Source organism: Rhizobium tropici CIAT 899, from assembly GCF_000330885.1.
In the GTDB taxonomy this organism is placed as follows: Bacteria; Pseudomonadota; Alphaproteobacteria; order Rhizobiales; family Rhizobiaceae; genus Rhizobium; species Rhizobium tropici.
The window spans coordinates 3,367,192-3,384,564 of record NC_020059.1 but is presented as its reverse complement, the minus strand read 5'-3'; the positions used below and the strand labels follow the sequence as shown (position 1 = coordinate 3,384,564).

15 protein-coding genes are annotated in these 17,373 nt (G+C 61.2%); 10 read left to right on the top strand and 5 right to left on the bottom strand.

Annotation, left to right across the window (positions count from 1 at the left end; all coding sequences use genetic code 11):
- Positions 1–47: 47 nt before the first annotated feature.
- The gene (locus RTCIAT899_RS16575) at positions 48–947 is read right to left on the bottom strand and encodes a LysR substrate-binding domain-containing protein (RefSeq protein WP_015341385.1); all 900 of its coding nucleotides are present in this window, start codon (positions 945–947) and stop codon (positions 48–50) included.
- 117 nt (positions 948–1,064) lie between these two features.
- Between RTCIAT899_RS16575 and RTCIAT899_RS16570 the strand changes: the two genes are divergently transcribed.
- From RTCIAT899_RS16570 to RTCIAT899_RS16560, 3 genes are read left to right on the top strand one after another with little or no spacing between them, the layout of a single operon-like run.
- Positions 1,065–2,210 (top strand): iron-containing alcohol dehydrogenase, encoded by a 1,146-nt coding sequence (locus RTCIAT899_RS16570; RefSeq protein ID WP_015341384.1) that lies wholly within the window; start codon positions 1,065–1,067, stop codon positions 2,208–2,210.
- Between the two features lies 1 nt (position 2,211).
- The gene (locus tag RTCIAT899_RS16565) at positions 2,212–3,711 is read left to right on the top strand and encodes an aldehyde dehydrogenase family protein (RefSeq protein WP_015341383.1); all 1,500 of its coding nucleotides are present in this window, start codon (positions 2,212–2,214) and stop codon (positions 3,709–3,711) included.
- A 21-nt stretch (positions 3,712–3,732) separates the two neighbouring features.
- A complete protein-coding gene (locus tag RTCIAT899_RS16560; protein ID WP_015341382.1) occupies positions 3,733–4,854 on the top strand; it encodes a mandelate racemase/muconate lactonizing enzyme family protein in 1,122 nt (373 codons plus the stop codon).
- Between the two features lie 75 nt (positions 4,855–4,929).
- On the opposite strand, the gene RTCIAT899_RS16555 is transcribed toward RTCIAT899_RS16560, so the two are convergent.
- Together RTCIAT899_RS16555 and RTCIAT899_RS16550 are read right to left on the bottom strand one after the other, a co-directional pair.
- On the bottom strand, positions 4,930–6,141 hold the full coding sequence (locus RTCIAT899_RS16555) for an acyltransferase family protein (protein WP_015341381.1): 1,212 nt from the start codon (positions 6,139–6,141) through the stop codon (positions 4,930–4,932).
- Positions 6,142–6,313: 172 nt separating this feature from the next.
- Positions 6,314–6,889 carry an NADPH-dependent FMN reductase gene (locus tag RTCIAT899_RS16550; RefSeq protein ID WP_015341380.1) on the bottom strand — a complete coding sequence of 192 codons (576 nt, stop codon included), beginning with the start codon at positions 6,887–6,889 and terminating at the stop codon, positions 6,314–6,316.
- Positions 6,890–6,962: 73 nt separating this feature from the next.
- Between RTCIAT899_RS16550 and soxR the strand changes: the two genes are divergently transcribed.
- Positions 6,963–7,427 carry a redox-sensitive transcriptional activator SoxR gene (gene soxR, locus RTCIAT899_RS16545; RefSeq protein ID WP_015341379.1) on the top strand — a complete coding sequence of 155 codons (465 nt, stop codon included), beginning with the start codon at positions 6,963–6,965 and terminating at the stop codon, positions 7,425–7,427.
- A 112-nt stretch (positions 7,428–7,539) separates the two neighbouring features.
- Here the strand turns inward: soxR and glpD are convergent, their stop codons facing one another.
- The gene (gene glpD, locus RTCIAT899_RS16540) at positions 7,540–9,051 is read right to left on the bottom strand and encodes a glycerol-3-phosphate dehydrogenase (RefSeq protein WP_015341378.1); all 1,512 of its coding nucleotides are present in this window, start codon (positions 9,049–9,051) and stop codon (positions 7,540–7,542) included.
- Positions 9,052–9,165: 114 nt separating this feature from the next.
- Complete coding sequence (locus RTCIAT899_RS16535; protein ID WP_015341377.1) at positions 9,166–9,939, bottom strand: DeoR/GlpR family DNA-binding transcription regulator; 774 nt, start codon at positions 9,937–9,939, stop codon at positions 9,166–9,168.
- Positions 9,940–10,036: 97 nt separating this feature from the next.
- On the opposite strand from RTCIAT899_RS16535, the gene RTCIAT899_RS16530 reads away from it, so the two are divergent.
- The 6 genes from RTCIAT899_RS16530 to fdhF all read left to right on the top strand — a co-directional run bounded on the left by RTCIAT899_RS16530 (position 10,037) and on the right by fdhF (position 17,292).
- Positions 10,037–10,807: an SDR family NAD(P)-dependent oxidoreductase gene (locus tag RTCIAT899_RS16530; RefSeq protein ID WP_015341376.1), complete on the top strand. Its 771-nt coding sequence runs from the start codon at positions 10,037–10,039 to the stop codon at positions 10,805–10,807.
- 101 nt (positions 10,808–10,908) lie between these two features.
- Positions 10,909–11,247, top strand: a complete 339-nt coding sequence (locus RTCIAT899_RS16525) for an ArsR/SmtB family transcription factor (protein WP_015341375.1) — start codon at positions 10,909–10,911, stop codon at positions 11,245–11,247.
- 70 nt (positions 11,248–11,317) lie between these two features.
- The gene (locus tag RTCIAT899_RS16520; RefSeq protein WP_015341374.1) at positions 11,318–12,214 is read left to right on the top strand and encodes a LysR family transcriptional regulator; all 897 of its coding nucleotides are present in this window, start codon (positions 11,318–11,320) and stop codon (positions 12,212–12,214) included.
- A 160-nt stretch (positions 12,215–12,374) separates the two neighbouring features.
- The gene (locus RTCIAT899_RS16515; protein ID WP_015341373.1) at positions 12,375–12,854 is read left to right on the top strand and encodes a formate dehydrogenase subunit gamma; all 480 of its coding nucleotides are present in this window, start codon (positions 12,375–12,377) and stop codon (positions 12,852–12,854) included.
- On the top strand, positions 12,851–14,407 hold the full coding sequence (locus tag RTCIAT899_RS16510) for a formate dehydrogenase beta subunit (RefSeq protein WP_015341372.1): 1,557 nt from the start codon (positions 12,851–12,853) through the stop codon (positions 14,405–14,407). The genes RTCIAT899_RS16515 and RTCIAT899_RS16510 overlap by 4 nt, the downstream gene beginning before the upstream one ends.
- 5 nt (positions 14,408–14,412) lie before the next feature.
- Positions 14,413–17,292: a formate dehydrogenase subunit alpha gene (gene fdhF / locus RTCIAT899_RS16505; protein ID WP_015341371.1), complete on the top strand. Its 2,880-nt coding sequence runs from the start codon at positions 14,413–14,415 to the stop codon at positions 17,290–17,292.
- Positions 17,293–17,373 lie beyond the last annotated feature (81 nt).

Sequence of the window (17,373 nt, the reverse complement as noted above, 5' to 3'; positions counted from 1 at the left end):
ATGCCCCTTAACGCGGTAAACGGATTCCTTCCGAAGCCGCATCAGACCTATTGCCCCTGCAGAAGGAACCGGTGCAGCTGAGCCGCCTCAGGCGAGAGCGAGCGAAAACGCGGCGCACCGAGAAAATATCCGAAGCCGCTCTCCACGCGGTCGTTGCCGATGGTGATCAGCGCACCGGACTGCAGATATTCCTCGATGAGGCCGAGGCTGCCGAGTGCGATGCCTTCGCCCCTCAAGGCTGCTTCCACCGCCATGATATAGGTCGAAAAGGACAGGCGCGGTCGTGGCAGCTTGCCCTTCAGGGGATCACCGACACGGCCGAACCATTGGCGGAAGCTGATCCAGTGGGCGTTGGCGCGCTCGTAGTCGATGAGGTCGAGCCCGGCAATGTCGACCGCCGTCAGCGTCTGCGCGTCCAAGCCGTGGGCTGCCAAATAATCCGGCGAGGCGATCGGCACCAACACCTCCTTCATCAGCGGCGTCAGGCTCCAGCGCGGATGCTCGCCGGTGGAATAGATGATGATGAGATCGTTGTTCTCCGAGGCCAGTTCGGAATGCACATCCGTCGTCAGCAGACGGACGGAGATGCCGGGACTCTCCTTGCCGAAGTCTCTGAGCCGTTGCCCGAGCCAGAGATGCGAGATCGAGCCGCTCGCCGCAATCGAGATGATCTCGCCCGTGCCGGCGCGAAAAGGCTCCAGGCTTTCCTCCAGATACTCCAGTGTGGCGCGGACGCGCTGGAACAGCCGCTCGCCGTCCGGCGTCAGTGCGAGGTTCCGGCCTCGTCGGGTAAAAAGCGTCGCGCCGAGGTGATCTTCCAGTCCCTTGATGCGGCGGCTGACGGCGGCCTGGGTGATGTTCAGTTCCCGCCCGGCGCGGGAAAAGTTCATGGCGCGTGCTGCCGCATCGAACACGCGGAAGGCTTCCAGCGGTATTTTCTCCAGCATTGGCTCTCCATAACTTCAGATCATCAATATTCCCGATAATTGCCCGGATTTGAAGATCTGAAATTGTGATGCAGGATTGTGGCTATCAAAACAGCTGCTTTTCCAAGGGGATCCCGCGTGTCCTTCTCCGTTTCCGCCATCCCGGATCTTCGTTTCGGCGAGGATGCGCTCTCCAGCCTTGCCGCTGCAGTCAAATCCTTTGATGGTGTCGGTACGGTCTTGCTTGTCATTGATGCCTTCCTGGCGCAGTCCGGCCTTGCCGCCAACATCAGCGCGGAACTTACCGAAGCAGGCGTGAAGACGCAGGTCTTTTCCGATTTTGCCGGCGAGCCGAAGCTTGCGCATCTGCATGCCGCTATCGCGGCCGGGCAGGGCGCGGACATGGTGGTCGGCGTCGGCGGCGGCTCGGCCCTTGATATCGGCAAGATCGTCGCCTGCTGCATCGCTTCGGGTGAAGATCCGATGCATTATGCGCTGGCCGCCAACGCGCTGCCGAAGAATCCGCTGAAGAAGATCATGATCCCGACCACGGCCGGGACGGGTTCGGAAACATCGGCCACGAATATCTTCGCCGGACCTGAGGGCAAGAAGCTCTGGATCTGGGGTCCGGAGACGAAGGCCGATCTCGTCATTCTCGATCCGGCGTTGACAAAGACCCTACCCGCCAACCTGACAGCATGGTGTGGCCTTGACGCTTTCATCCATGCCTTCGAAGCCGCGACGAACCGCAACACGCATCGTGGTGCGCAGTTCTACGCGCACCAGGCGCTGCGGCTGCTGACCGGTGCACTGGAGACAGCCGTCAAGCAGCCGGATGATATGGCAGCGCGCGGCCACGTGCTGCTCGGCTCCTGCTTCGGCGGTATTGCCATCGACAATTGCGGCACCGCGATCGCCCACAATATCAGCCATGCGCTGGCGGGCCTTGCTCCTGTCCACCATGGGCTTGCGACGGCACTCGGCTTCGAGGTGACGCTGCCATGGCTGGCCGAAGCCAATACCGCAGATCTAAATGCAGCGGCCAAGGCTTGCGGCGTCGAGAGCGCCGCTGAACTTCCCGCTTTCGTTTCAGACTGGATGGACCGCTGCGGTATCGTTCGCGCGCTGCCGGCTGCCTTCAAGCCGTTCGATGCCTCCGATCTCGCCCGCGAGATGCGGGCTACCGAAAACCAGCCCATGCGGCGATCGACGATCCGCGATGTGACGGATGCCGATATCGATCGCTTTGCCGCCGCCGTCATGGCGCTGCCTAAAGGAATCTGAGATGACCAAGAATTATACGCGCGATTATTGGGAAAACGTTCTCTCCGGCCTCAAGCCCGAAGGTCGTCATTTCATAAATGGTGTTCATCGCGCCGCCGCTTCGGGCGAAACCTTCACCCGCATCCGGCCGATGGATGGCAAACCGGGTGCTGAGCTTGCGCGCGGCAATGCCGCCGATGTCGATGCTGCGGTCGCCTCCGCCCGCGCTGCCTTCGAAAGTGGCGTCTGGCGCAAGAAGGAGCCGCTGGAAAAGAAGAAGATCATGCTGAAATGGGCCGATCTCATCCGCGCCAATGGCGATGAGCTGGCCATGCTTGAGACGATCGATGTCGGCAAACCCGTCATGGCCTCGCTCGGTGTCGATGTGCGCCTTTGTGCCGACGGCATCCAGTTCTACGGCGAGATGATCGACAAGCTGTATGACGAGATTGCGCCGACCGGCTCGAATGCACGCGCGCTGGTGCGCAAGGTGCCGCTCGGCGTCATCGGGGCGATCACGCCCTGGAACTATCCGATGATCATCGATGCCTGGAAGCTCGGGCCGGCGATCGCGGCCGGCAATTCCGTGGTGCTGAAGCCGGCCGAACAGTCTTCGCTTTCGGCGATCCGCCTTGCCGAGCTCGCGATCGAAGCCGGTCTGCCGGCTGGCGTTTTCAATGTGGTGACGGGCTATGGCGAAGAGACCGGCAAGCCGCTGGCGCTGCACATGGATGTCGACATGATCGCCTTCACGGGCTCGACCGAGGTCGGCAAGCTGATCATGGGCTATGCGGCACAATCGAACGTCAAGCGCGTGGCGCTGGAGCTCGGCGGCAAGTCGCCGCTGGTCGTGTTCGAAGATGCCGACCTCGATGCGGCGGCCGTCGCGGCTGCCTGGGGCTGTTTCTACAATTCCGGCGAAACCTGCCATGCTTCGACGCGCCTCATCGTGCAGCGCTCGGTTCAGGACAGGTTGATCGAGAAGATCGAGGCGGTCACCCGCTCCGATATCGCACTCAAGCATCCGCTCGACCCTGCAGCGCAGATCGGCGCGCTGATCGAGGAAGAGCATATGAACAAGGTGCTGGCGATGATCGCGGCCGGCGAGAAGGAGGGCGCGCGTCGCGCCTTCGGTGCCGAGCGCGTCTTGAACGAAACCGGCGGCTACTATGTGTCGCCGGGCGTCTTCGTCGACATGACCAACGATATGAGCCTGGCGCGGCAGGAAATCTTTGGCCCCGTACTCGCCGCCATCCCCTTCGACACGGAGGAGGAGGCGCTGAAGATCGCCAACGACACGATCTATGGGTTGGCCGGCGCGGTCTTTACCAAGGACATGGATCGCGCTCACCGCTTCTCCGAAGAGATCCATGCAGGTACGGTGTGGATCAACACCTATGACATGTCGAACTTCGCCACGCCCTTCGGCGGCTTCAAGCAGTCCGGTTTCGGTCGCGATCGCTCGGTGCACGCGATCGACAAGTATTGCGACTACAAGACCATTTGGCAGCAGTTCGGCTGAGGTTTGCGGGGAGGCACGACCATGAGCAAGATCGTTTCCATCGAGATCACCCATCACCGTCTGCCGCTCGATCCGGCGTTCAAAGCGAGCTGGGATGGGCGCCCGCGTCGGCATTTCGATGCGACCATCGTGCGCGTCCGAGATGATGAGGGGCGCGAAGGTATCGGCTCCGGCGACCTGATGAAGGGTTTCGAGGGGCATGAGGATCTGTTTATCGGACAGGATCCCCGGCATGTCGAACGGCATTATGAAGTTCTGTCGCACATCAATTTCCACTACGGCCGCTGCTGGCCGATGGACCTGGCGCTGTGGGATCTTTCCGGCAAGATTACCGGCGAGCCGGTCTGGCGGATGCTCGGCGGCCGCGCCAGCCGCGTGCGCCTCTATGCATCCTCCGGCGTGCTGCGCGAACCTTCAGCCATGGCCGATCAAGCCGAACGCTACATCGATGAAGGCTTTCCGGCCATGAAGGTACGCTTCTCCTCGTCTTCCGGCGGCCGCGGCGGCTGGCGCGAGGACGTCAAGGCGCTCGAAGCGATCCGCGCTCGCGTCGGTGACCGGCTGGAGCTGATGGTCGACTGTAACCAGGGCTGGCGCATGCCCTGGGATACGACCTTGCCCTGGACCTTCAAGGATGCGCTTGCCGTCGCCAGGGAGCTGGAGCGGCTCGGCGTCTATTGGATGGAAGAGCCGCTTCACCGTTCGGATCGCAAGGGCATGAAGGAATTGAAGCAGGCAACGTCGGTGCGGATCGTCGGCGGCGAGATGACACGCGAACTCTACGAATTCCGCGATATCATCGAAGAGCGTGCCTTCGATGTCATCCAGCCTGATGTCGCGCTGGTCGGTGGCATCACCGGCTGCCGGCGGCTCGCCTATCAGGCGCGCGAGGCAGGCGTGCAGTTCACGCCGCATTCCTGGACGAACGGCATCGGGGTGCTGGCCAATGCGCATCTGACCGCCGGCGTCGCCGATGCCGCCTGGCTCGAATATCCCTACGACAATCCGGAATGGAGCGAAGCCCGCCGCGACTATCCGATGGCGTCGCCGCTCAAGCACGATGCCGGCTGGCTGGGTCTGGGCGTTGCACCGGGGCTCGGCATCGTTCTCGACGAGGAGCGGCTGAAGGCGACACGTATTTAAGCACTGTAAGTTCCTTCTCCCCGAGGGGAGAAGGGGATCGCGGCGCTGATGTGCCTCACATGCGATGGGCCTATGTCAGGCGATGAGAGGCTGTGTTATCCTGTTCTCGCGCGTCCGCGCCCACTGAATGACAGGCCGTTCGAGCAGCACATAGCTCAACGTGCCGATGGCGAAGATGATGGCGGTTGCAATGAGGCTTGAGATTATCCAGCCACCGAGTACGTCGTCCGAGCCAGCGCCGAAGGACGATGGGAAGAGCTGCGGCATCAAGGTCAGCACGATATCCTGCCAGATGTAGACGCCGAAGGAGACGATGGCGACATAGCGGCTCGCGGGATTGTCGAGCAGCTTTGCCAGCAGCAGCGATTGCGGAAGCGTGCAAAGCGCGATCGCGACCGCGAGGGGCAGCAGCGGGAATTGATAGGGAATGCCGAGCCACGCATAGCCCTCCGCCGCGCCGCCGATCGACTGTGGCAGTTGCCACGCGCCCATGACGATCGCGAGCGCGCCGATGACGTCGTAGATCACCGAGCGTCGAGGCGGGAGGATGGTCTGTATGCCGGCGGCCAGCACGCCGATCGCAAATATGGCGAAGAAGCCGATGGGATTGTAGCGCGGCATCCATTCCTTGGCGCCGCCCTGGAAGCCATATCGCCATCCTTGTCCGGCGGTGTCCGTCGGAAGATAGGTGACGACAAGCCAATGGCCAATCAAGGATAGCGCGATGATGCCGATCCAGAGCAGGCGGCTGGCGAGTATGGAGCGCGATCTGAGTTTTGAATGAAACAGCAGCAGGAAACCGATCGGCATGAGAACATAGCAGGTCGTCTCGAAGGGGATCGACCATAAAGGCCCATCGCCTTGCACCGGGAAAAAGGTGCGCCAATGCCATTGGCTCATCAGGAAGAAACCGGAGATGTAGCGGCCGACCAGTTCCGCGTCCAACGGAAAGCCATAGATCGTGAAGCTGATCAGGAAGCCGACCGTCAGGGCAAACCAGAAGCCCGGCAGGATGCGTGCGGCACGGCGCATGGCATAGATCTTCAGCGAAGGTATGGGGCGCGCTCCATCCAGCGCCAGCCAGAAGGGGCGTGCAAGTAGAAAGCCGCTGAGGACGAAGAAGACCGAGACGCCGTGATTGCCAAAGCGCGCCAATATGAAGGTTACATCCAGGGCTGGCGGGATCTTGTAGAAATTCATTCGGAGCACGAGATGGTGGACAAGCACCATCAGACATGCGACGGCGCGCATGAAATCCGCTCCTCCCAGCCGCTTCCCGTTCTCCATTCCCGTATCCGCCCGAGATCTCCCTCCATTGCGTTAGGTCATTGCGGCGGTTTCGGCAAGCATGATCCTTGGAGACAAGACGCCCGGACCCATTGGTGCCGGGCCCGGGCGTCGGACCGATCTCCCGCACCTGCCAGAAACGAGAGATCGGATTCCTGTGTTGGGATAGGGATCAGGCGGCAACGGAGCGGTAGGGGCGCGTGACGCGGGCCGGTTTCAGGGCGTTGCTCCACCACGTCAGCCGCGCAATCATGAGAACAAGCGATTTTCTGGCATCGAACGGGTTTTCGAGCGTGCCATCCTCGGCAAATCTGCCCCAGGGATTGGCGAAGCTTACCGTATCGCGCACGGTGACCGTATGCAGCTCGGCAAAGACGAGCCGCAACTGTTCCACGGCGCGCAAGCCGCCGGAGATGCCGCCATAGGAGACGAAGGCGACGGGTTTGCCATGCCAGGGCTCATAGACGAGATCGAGCACGAATTTCAGCGAGGCGGTGAAGCTGTGATTGTATTCGGGCGTGACGATAATGAAGGCATCGGCATCCGAAAGCCGCTCCGATAGGGCTGCGACGCCGGGATGCTCGCGGTTGTGCGCGAAAGGCAGATCGAATTCGAGAGGATCGATCAGATCGATGTCTATAAGCGGATAATGCGCCAATTCGCGGGCGACCCAGTTGACCACCCGGTCGCATAGCCGACCCGGACGCGTGCTGCCGTAGATGATCGCCAGCCGGGTTCTTTCTGTCATGTCTTGCTCCTGCTTTACGCGGTTCGGAGCCAGGGTTATAAAACCTGAAGTAAAGTTGAGGTCAATAGCGAAAATGGGAAAAATCGATCCGGCTCAATTTCCGAAGCTGCTGACGGTCGGCGAGGTGGCCGCACGTAGCGGCGTGGCTGTATCGGCGCTGCATTTCTATGAAGCGAAAGGCCTGATCGAGAGCCATCGCAGCCGCGGCAACCAGCGGCGCTATCCTCGCGAAGTGCTGCGGCGAGTTTCCATCATCAAGGTGGCCCAACGCGTCGGTATTCCGCTTGCCGAGGTTCAGGCAGCTCTTCAATCGCTGCCGCAGGGTCGCACGCCGACGGCATCCGACTGGAAGGCGCTTTCGGAGCTATGGAAGGACGATCTCGACGCCCGCATCAAGCGTCTGCAGGGACTTCGCGATCAGCTGGACAGCTGTATCGGCTGCGGCTGCCTTTCGCTCGATAGCTGTCCCTTGCGCAATCCCTGGGATCAGCTTTCCGAGGAAGGCGCAGGCCCGCGGTTGCTCGATCCCGGAGAGTGAATTGGCCGCTTAGAGCAATTCCAGGAAAAGTGCGCAGCGGCTTTTCCGTCCGGAATTGCGAGACAATAAAGAAATAGAGCGGCGCAGAGATTCCGGGAAAAACTGAACCGCTCTAGGCGTGGACGTGGCTCTCTGCCATATAGCTGTCGAGAGCTGCGGCTTCTTCCTTCGAGAGGTAGAGGCCCTTCTTGGAACGGCGCCATAGGATATCTGTTGCGCTATAGGCCCATTCCTGTTCGATCAGATATCGTACTTCCGCCTCATAGAGATCGCTTCCGAAACACCGGCCGAGATCGGCGATCGTCTTGGCGCTGCCCAGGATCATGGCAGCGCGCGTGCCGTAGCGGCGGATGAGCCGGCGGGCATGCGGGTCGGCAAGGAAGGGATAGCGGGACTTGAGCTTGGTGACTTCGGCCTCATAGCCGCGAACTGGAAAATCGCCGCCGGGCAGCGAACTGCCGGCAGTCCAGGGTTTACCCTTGAGGCCGATGGCTTCGCCGATCTTTTCCAGCGCATGTTCGCCAAGGCGGCGATAGGTGGTAAGCTTGCCGCCGAAGACGTTGAGCAGCGGCGCCTGGCCTTCTTCTCCCTCGACCTTGAGAACGTAGTCGCGCGTGGCTTCCTGCGCTTTCGATGCGCCATCGTCGTAGAGCGGGCGCACGGCCGAATAGGTCCAGACGATATCTTCGGGCCGGACAGGCTCCTTGAAATATTCGCTGGCGGCATTGCAGAGATAGGTGGTTTCCCCCTCGGTGATCTTCACATCCTTCGGGTCGTCCTTGTAGTCGCGATCCGTGGTGCCGATCAGCGTGAAATCCTGCTCGTAGGGAATGGCGAAGATGATGCGGTTGTCCGGGTTCTGGAAGAAATAGGCGCGGGGATCGTCGAACTTCTTGCGCACGACGATATGGCTGCCCTGAACGAGACGGACATTGTGCACCTGGTTCTTGCCGAACGTACCGGACAGGACCTGATCGACCCAGGGACCTGCTGCATTGACCAGCATGCGGGCGCGAAACTGACGCTTCTCGCCGCTGATCGTATTTTCCGTTTCGATCGCCCAGACCGCGCCTTCGCGCCCGGCGGAGACCACCTTCGTACGCGGCATGATCGTCGCACCGCGGTCGGCCGCATCGCGGGCATTCAATACGACCATGCGGGCATCGTCGACCCAGCCGTCGGAATATTCGAAAGCCTTGGTGAAGAGCGCCTTCAGCGGCTTGCCCGCAGGATCCTTCTTCATGTCCAGCGTCGCGGTCGGGGGCAGCAGCTTTCGTCCGCCGAGGTGATCGTAGAGGAAAAGGCCGAGGCGGATCAGCCAAGCCGGACGGATGCCGCCCTTATGGTAAGGCAGGACGAAACGCATCGGCCAGATGATGTGCGGCGCCATGGCCCAGAGCACTTCGCGCTCCATCAGCGATTCGCGCACGAGACGGAATTCGTAATGTTCGAGGTAGCGCAGGCCGCCATGAATGAGCTTTGTGGCGCCTGACGACGTTCCGGAGGCGAAGTCGTTCATCTCGGCAAGCGCGACCTTGTAGCCGCGTCCGGTGGCGTCGCGGGCGATGCCGCAGCCATTGATGCCGCCGCCGATAACGAAAATGTCGTAGACCTGCTCGCTCACCCGCCCCTCCGCAAAGGTCAGCCATCCCCTGAAGATGGAAAATCGAAACTAATCCATCTAAAGCGAAACAGATACGAATGTCAAACGAACGTTTCTTGACGGAAAATGCGCCGGTCAGGCCGATCTGCGAGCGGTTTCAACGAGATGGACGTCATGTTCCGCCGCGATGGAGCGTACGGATTCGATACTGCATTCGTCGGTGACGAAGGTGTGGACTTGCGACAGATGGCCGATGCGAACCGGAGCGGTTCGTTCGAACTTGGTGCTGTCGGCAACAAGTATGACGTGCCTGGCATTGGCGATGATGGCCTGCGCGACTTTCACTTCGCGAAAGTCGAAATCCAGGAGCGCGCCGTCGGGATCGATCGCCGAGGCGCCGATGACGGCATAATCCACCTTGAACTGCTTGATGAAATCGACGGCGGCCTCGCCGACGATGCCGCCATCCGAGCCGCGCACGACACCGCCGGAAATGACGACCTCGATGGAGGGGAAAATGCGCAACTTGTTGGCAACGTTGATATTATTGGTAATGACCATCAATTCGTGATGGCCAAGAAGCGCTTCGCCGACGGCTTCCGTGGTCGTGCCGATATTGATGAAAAGCGAGCTATTGTTAGGGATCAGGCTTGCTGCGGCACGGCCGATCGCCTGCTTTTCGGGTGCGGCAATAGACCGGCGCGCCTCATATTTCACGTTCTCGGTTCCGCCGGGAAAGATCGCGCCGCCATGCACGCGCGATAGAACGCGGCCGTCGCAGAGATCGTTCAGGTCCTTGCGTATGGTTTGCGGCGTGACCGAAAAGCGCAACGCCAGCTCCTCGACCAGGACTCGCCCTTCCGCCTTGGCGATCTCGAGAATCTCGGTCTGACGTCCGGATAGGAACATGGCTTCCGCTCCCTTTCTTTCGTTTTTTCATCATCATATGGTAAAGTGAAAATTCCGCAATTACCGACGCGCGAATTGTGCGATTGGGGAGGATCTTGTGTTTCATCCGAAGCTATTCGAAAATCGCAATGTCGTGGTCACCGGCGCCGGCCGCGGCATCGGGCTGGAGGTCGCGCGGCAGTTTCTGGATTGCGGCGCCCATGTGCTTGTTCATGTTGGCCGTGATGCCGGGCGCCAATTGCCTGATTTTCTGATGGAGGCAGAGGCCGACCGTCGCGCCTTCCTGATTGCCGGTGATTTCGCCGCCGGCAATGGCACGCGCGATTTCGTCAGCGCTGCCGGGGAGCGCTTCGACCGCATCGACGTGCTGGTCAACAATGCCGGCACCATGGTCGGGCGATTTCCTGCCGGCGAACTGACCGACGAACAATACGAGCAGATCGTTCATCTCAATCAGACTTCCGTCATGGAAGTGACCAGAGGGCTGTTGCCGCTGCTGCGGGCAGCCGGGCAGGCCGCGATCGTCAACACTGTTTCAATTTCGGCGCTGACCGGCGGCAGCCCAGGATCGGCGATTTATTCCGCTTCGAAGGCCTTTGTCGCGACCTACTCGAAAGCGTTGGCGCGCGAGCTCGCGCCTGACGGCATCCGGGTGAATTGCGTCTCCCCCGGCACGATAGCGACCGATTTTCATGAGCGTTATTCATCGAGAGAGAAGCTGGAGCAGGCGCGCAAATCGATCCCGCTTCAGCGCCTGGGGACCCCCGAAGATTGCGCGCCGGCCTATCTCTTTCTCGCAGCCCCGCTGCTTTCCGGCTACATCACCGGGCAGGTCATCGAAATCAACGGCGGGCAGCTTATCTGCTGATAAAACGGACCTTTTTTGGTTTTCCGCGTCTTTTTTGAATCAGCTTCTGATTTGATAATATTATAAACGTTCCCTGGGGGATTCTTATTAGAGGCTGTGATATGTCGTCGTCTCTACCGCAGGGCGGTGCAGCGGAACGTGATGTTGAGGAAATGACTGACAGGGCGCGAAAGTCGAGCGCCCTGCTGAAAGCACTATCGCATGAGACGCGCCTGGCGATTCTCTTCATGTTGGCCAAGAACGAGAAAACGGTGATGGAGCTCGAGGCTCTTCTTGACCTGCCGCAGGCTGTCGTCTCGCAGCATCTGGCGCGCCTTCGCCTCGATAAGCTCGTCGATACGCGCCGCGAAGGGCGGCTCATCCATTATGCCGTCGCGCGGTCGGAAATCTGCGCCGTGGTCGATTCGCTGCAGAAGGCATTCTGTCAGCGCGAATGTTGAGGTCCGAAGCAGCCTTGCATGTTGCGTTCACCGGGCCGTCGGTCTAACCCTTTCACTTCGGGAGAGCGGGATGATCGACAAGCTGGAATTCTTCATCGCGCTGGCGAATCAGAAGCATTTCGGCCGTGCGGCCGAGGAATGCGGTGTGACGCAGCCGACATTGTCGGCGGCGATACGTCAGCTGGAGGACCAGCTCGGCGTGATGCTTGTCAGCCGTGGTTCGCGGTTTCAGGGTCTGACGCCCGAGGGGCAGCGCGTGCTGGAATGGGCGCGCCGTATCGTCGGCGACAGCCGCACCATGCGTGAGGAGATGCGGGCTGCGCGCAAGGGCCTTGCCGGCCATATCCGCATTGCCGCCATTCCGACGGCGCTTGCCATGGTGCAGAAAATCACCACGCCTTTCCAGGAAAGACATCCCGACGTTACCTTCTCCATTTTATCGCGTAATTCGCTGCAGGTTCTGAGCCTGCTGGAAAATCTCGAGATCGATGCCGGCATTACCTATCTGGAAAACGAGCCGCTCGGCCGTGTCACCAGCGTGCCGCTCTATGCCGAGCGCTATCACCTCATCACCGCGGCGGGCAGCCCGTTTTCCGAGCGCGAGACGGTGACCTGGAAGGAAGTCGGCGATCTTCGGCTTTGTCTATTGACTGCTGACATGCAGAACCGGCGCATCATCAATCGGCATCTTGCCGAGGCGGGCGCGACCGCCAGGCCGACGCTGGAATCCAATTCGATGATCGTGCTGTTTTCGCATGTGCAGACCGGTCGCTGGGCGAGCATTATGCCGAAGAATATTGCCGATTCCTTCGGTTTCCCGGCGGATATTCATAAGATCCCGATCACGGAGCCTGACGCCGAGCATCTTGTCGGCCTGGTCGCCACCCACCGCGAACCCTTCACGCCCCTCGTCTCTGCCTTGTTGCACGAGGCAAGATTGCTCGCGGAAGAGGACGAGAATCGATAGAAATTTTCTATCGAGCAACGAGACTGCCTTATTGATCCCCCGCCGTCTCCCTGCGACCTTAACGGCATGGCGTGTCGATCGCGCGCCAGGAGGAAATGCCGCATAGGCCTTTTCCGAAGATTCGCCTTCGATCTTCGGAGCTATGCGCGGGAGGCTGCTAATGAGTTTGAATCAGGCTGCGGACGATGTCGCAACCCGGGCCGGCACCATCATCGACAACATGAAATCGATGGAAGGGCCGCTTTTGCCGATCCTGCACGGGATTCAGGAAGAGTTCGGCTATGTGCCGCAGGATGCGCTGCCGCTGATCGCCAAGGCGTTGAACCTCTCGCGCGCTGAAGTGCATGGCGTGATGACTTTCTATCATGACTATCGCGATCATCCCGTCGGCCGGCATGTTCTGAAGCTCTGTCGTGCCGAGGCCTGTCAGTCGATGGGAGGCGATGCGCTTGCCGAGCGTATCAAGCGGCTCCTGGGCATCGATTTCCATCAGACCACGCTCGATGGCAGCGTGACGTTGGAGCCGGTCTACTGTCTCGGGCTTTGCGCCTGCGCTCCGGCTGCGATGCTCGACGGCGAATTCCATGGCCGCCTCGATGATGAGAGCGCGGACGACCTCGTGAAGGAGGCGCGCCAATGACGCTGACCATCTATATCCCCCGCGATGCCGCCGCCCTTTCGCTCGGTGCGGAGAAAGTGGCGAAATCGGTCGCGCAGGAAATCGCCAAACGCGGGCTCGATGCGCGCATCGTGCGCAACGGCTCGCGCGGCATGTTCTGGCTTGAGCCTCTGGTCGAAGTCGAGATTGGCGGTAAGCGCATCGGGTATGGGCCGGTGAAGGCTAAGGATATTCCCGCACTCTTCGATGCCGGGCTCGCCGAAGGCGGCGCGCATCCGCTCTGTCTTGGGGAGGTCGAAAGCCTCCCATTCCTGAAAGAACAGACCCGCCTGACCTTTGCCCGTTGCGGCATTACCGACCCGCTTTCGCTGCAGGATTATGAAGCCCATGGCGGCCTCAAGGGCCTGCGCCGCGCCATCGACATGGCGACTGGCGATATCGTCAAGGACGTCACCGATTCCGGCCTGCGCGGTCGTGGCGGTGCAGGCTTCCCGACCGGCATCAAATGGAAGACGGTGCTGGATGCGCCGGGGACACGCAAATACATCGTCTGCAACGCCGACGAGGGCGATAGCGGCACTTTCGCCGACCGGATGATCATGGAGGGCGATCCCTTCGTGCTGATCGAGGGCATGGCGATCGCGGGGCTGGCGACCGGTGCGACCAAGGGCTTCGTCTATACGCGCTCGGAATATCCGCACGCTATCGCGGCCATGACGGAAGCTGTCGAAATCGCCCGTAAAGCCGGTATTCTCGGCGCTTCGGTGCTCGGTTCCGACAAAGCCTTTGACATGGAAATCCGCACCGGTGCGGGCGCTTATGTCTGCGGCGAGGAGACGGCGCTGCTGAACAGCCTCGAAGGCAAGCGCGGCATCGTGCGCGCCAAGCCGCCGCTGCCGGCGCATAAGGGCCTCTTCAACTGTCCGACCGTCATCAACAACGTGATCTCGCTCGCCTCGGTCCCCGTCATCATGGACAAGGGTGCTGCCTTCTACCGCGATTTCGGCATGGGCCGGTCGCGCGGCACGATCCCGCTGCAGATCGCCGGCAACGTCAAGCATGGCGGCCTCTATGAGACGGCTTTCGGCCTTTCGCTCGGCGATATCGTCGACAGGATCGGCGGTGGCACGGCGACAGGGCGGCCGGTCAAGGCGGTGCAGGTGGGCGGACCGCTGGGCGCCTATTTCCCGCGCGCTCTGTTCGATACGCCGTTCGACTACGAAGCCTTTGCAGCCAAGGACGGCCTGATCGGCCATGCCGGCATCGTCGTTTTCGACGATACCGCCGACATGCTGAAGCAGGCGCGTTTCGCGATGGAATTCTGTGCGGTCGAAAGCTGCGGCAAGTGCACGCCCTGCCGCATCGGCTCGACACGCGGCGTTGAGACGGCCGACAAGATCGCGCAAGGGATCGAGCCCGAGAAGAACAGGGTTCTGCTCGCCGACCTCTGCAACACCATGAAGTTCGGCTCGCTCTGCGCGCTCGGCGGCTTCACGCCCTATCCCGTGATGAGCGCCATGACCCATTTCCCGGAGGATTTTTCTCCGGCTCCCTTGATTGAAGCGGCGGAGTAAGATCCATGTCCCTCGTTCCCGAAATCGATTACGGCACGCCGGCCTCCACCTCCGAAACCATGGTGACGCTGACCATCGACGGCCGCCAGATCACGGTGCCCGAGGGCACGTCGATCATGCGTGCCTCGATGGAGGCAGGCATTCAGGTGCCGAAGCTCTGCGCCACCGACATGGTCGATGCCTTTGGCTCCTGCCGCCTCTGTCTCGTCGAGATCGAGGGCCGCAACGGCACGCCGGCCTCATGCACGACGCCGGTTGCCCCCGACCTCGTCGTTCACACGCAGACGGGCCGACTGAAGGATATCCGCCGCGGCGTGATGGAACTCTATATTTCCGACCATCCGCTCGACTGTCTGACCTGCGCCGCAAATGGCGATTGCGAGCTGCAGGATATGGCCGGCGCCGTCGGTCTGCGCGATGTGCGCTACGGCTATGAGGGCGACAATCACGTCAAGGCGCGCAACAACGGCGACATCAATCTGAAATGGATGCCGAAGGACGAGTCCAATCCGTACTTCACCTATGATCCCTCCAAGTGCATCGTCTGCTCGCGCTGCGTGCGCGCTTGCGAGGAAGTGCAGGGCACGTTCGCGCTGACGATCGAGGGCCGCGGCTTCGGCTCGCGCGTTTCGCCCGGCATGCATGAACATTTCATCGACTCGGAATGCGTCTCCTGTGGCGCCTGCGTGCAGGCCTGCCCGACCGCGACACTGACCGAAAAGTCCGTGATCTCGATCGGCCAGCCCGAACATTCGGTCGTCACCACCTGCGCCTATTGCGGCGTCGGCTGCTCTTTCAAGGCGGAGATGCGCGGTGAAGAACTGGTGCGCATGGTGCCCTGGAAGGACGGCCAGGCCAATCGCGGCCATTCCTGCGTCAAGGGCCGCTTCGCCTATGGCTATTCGACCCATAAGGACCGTATCCTCAACCCGATGGTGCGCGAGAAGGTGACCGATCCCTGGCGCGAGGTGACCTGGGACGAGGCTTTTGCCCATATCGCCACCGAGTTCAAGCGGCTGCAATATCAGTATGGCCGCGATTCCATCGGCGGCATCACCTCCTCGCGCTGCACCAATGAGGAAACCTATCTGGTGCAGAAGTTGGTGCGCGCGGGCTTCGGCAACAACAATGTCGATACCTGCGCCCGCGTCTGCCATTCTCCCACAGGCTATGGCCTCGGCCAGGCCTTCGGTACCTCGGCCGGCACGCAGAATTTCGACAGCGTCGAGCATTCCGATGTCGTCATCGTCATCGGCGCCAACCCAACGGACGGCCACCCGGTCTTTGGCTCTCGTCTGAAGAAGCGGCTGCGCCAGGGCGCGAAGCTCATCGTCATCGATCCGCGCCGCATCGATCTGGTTCGCACGCCGCATGTCGAGGCGAGCTATCATCTACCACTGAAGCCGGGCACCAACGTCGCCATGATGACGGCACTGGCGCATGTGATCGTGACGGAGGGTCTGTTCGACGAGAAATTCATCCGCGAGCGCTGCGACTGGTCTGAATTCGAGGACTGGGCCGCTTTCGTTTCCGAGCCGCAGCATAGCCCGGAGGAAACGGAAAAATACACCGGGGTTTCCGCGGAACTCGTGCGGGGTGCCGCTCGCCTCTTTGCGAAGGGCGGCAACGGCGCGATCTATTACGGCCTCGGCGTTACCGAGCACAGCCAGGGCTCGACCACAGTCATGGCGATCGCCAACCTCGCCATGGTGACGGGCAATATCGGCCGTCCGGGCGTCGGCGTGAACCCGCTGCGTGGGCAGAACAATGTGCAGGGCTCCTGCGATATGGGCTCCTTCCCGCATGAACTGCCGGGCTATCGCCACATCTCCGACGATGCGACGCGCGATATCTTCGAAAAGCTCTGGGGCGTGAAGCTCAACAACGAGCCCGGCCTGCGCATTCCGAACATGTTGGATGCCGCCGTCGAGGGCACGTTCAAGGGCATCTACATTCAGGGTGAGGATATTCTCCAGTCCGATCCGGATACCAAGCATGTCGCCGCCGGCCTTGCCGCGATGGAATGCGTCGTCGTCCATGACCTCTTTCTGAACGAGACGGCCAATTACGCGCATGTCTTCCTGCCCGGTTCGACCTTCCTGGAAAAGGACGGCACCTTCACCAATGCCGAGCGCCGCATCAATCGCGTGCGCAAGGTCATGACCCCGCGCAACGGCTATGCCGACTGGGAAGTGACGCAGAAGATGGCGCAGGCCATGGGTCTCGGCTGGAACTACGCGCATCCCTCCGAAATCATGGACGAGATCGCAGCGACGACGCCGAGCTTTGCGCTCGTCTCCTACGACTATCTGGAGAAGATGGGCTCCGTGCAGTGGCCCTGCAACGAGAAGACACCGCTCGGTTCGCCGATCATGCATGTCGATGGCTTCGTGCGCGGCAAGGGCAAGTTCATCCGCACGGAATATGTCCCGACCGACGAACGCACAGGCCCGCGCTTCCCGCTGTTGCTGACCACCGGACGCATTCTCAGCCAGTACAATGTCGGGGCGCAGACGCGGCGCACGGAGAATGTCGTCTGGCATGCAGAGGATCGGCTTGAAATCCATCCGCATGATGCAGAGCAGCGCGGCATCCGCGAGGGCGACTGGATCCGGCTCAGCAGCCGCTCCGGCGACACGACGCTTCGGGCATTGATTACCGACCGCGTGGCCCCCGGCGTCGTCTACACGACCTTCCATCATCCGGATACGCAGGCGAACGTCATCACCACTGACTACACCGACTGGGCGACGAACTGCCCGGAATACAAGGTGACGGCCGTGCAGGTCTCGCCGTCAAACGGCCCGTCGCAGTGGCAGGTCGAGTATGATGAGCAGGCCCGGCAGTCACGGCGCATTGCCGGGAAGATGGAGGCTGCGGAGTGAACCGGAGCGTGGGGAAATATACCCCCCTCTGTCGCTTTCGCGACATCTCCCCCACAAGGGGGGAGATTGTTGGGAGTTTGT

Coding starts and splice junctions, on each gene's coding strand:
- RTCIAT899_RS16575 (WP_015341385.1), bottom strand. CDS start 947: ATGCTGGAGAAAATACCGCTGGAAGCCTTCCGCGTGTTCGATGCGGCA.
- RTCIAT899_RS16565 (WP_015341383.1), top strand. CDS start 2,212: ATGACCAAGAATTATACGCGCGATTATTGGGAAAACGTTCTCTCCGGC.
- RTCIAT899_RS16560 (WP_015341382.1), top strand. CDS start 3,733: ATGAGCAAGATCGTTTCCATCGAGATCACCCATCACCGTCTGCCGCTC.
- RTCIAT899_RS16555 (WP_015341381.1), bottom strand. CDS start 6,141: ATGGAGAACGGGAAGCGGCTGGGAGGAGCGGATTTCATGCGCGCCGTC.
- RTCIAT899_RS16550 (WP_015341380.1), bottom strand. CDS start 6,889: ATGACAGAAAGAACCCGGCTGGCGATCATCTACGGCAGCACGCGTCCG.
- soxR (WP_015341379.1), top strand. CDS start 6,963: ATGGGAAAAATCGATCCGGCTCAATTTCCGAAGCTGCTGACGGTCGGC.
- RTCIAT899_RS16535 (WP_015341377.1), bottom strand. CDS start 9,939: ATGTTCCTATCCGGACGTCAGACCGAGATTCTCGAGATCGCCAAGGCG.
- RTCIAT899_RS16525 (WP_015341375.1), top strand. CDS start 10,909: ATGTCGTCGTCTCTACCGCAGGGCGGTGCAGCGGAACGTGATGTTGAG.
- RTCIAT899_RS16520 (WP_015341374.1), top strand. CDS start 11,318: ATGATCGACAAGCTGGAATTCTTCATCGCGCTGGCGAATCAGAAGCAT.
- RTCIAT899_RS16515 (WP_015341373.1), top strand. CDS start 12,375: ATGAGTTTGAATCAGGCTGCGGACGATGTCGCAACCCGGGCCGGCACC.
- RTCIAT899_RS16510 (WP_015341372.1), top strand. CDS start 12,851: ATGACGCTGACCATCTATATCCCCCGCGATGCCGCCGCCCTTTCGCTC.
- fdhF (WP_015341371.1), top strand. CDS start 14,413: ATGTCCCTCGTTCCCGAAATCGATTACGGCACGCCGGCCTCCACCTCC.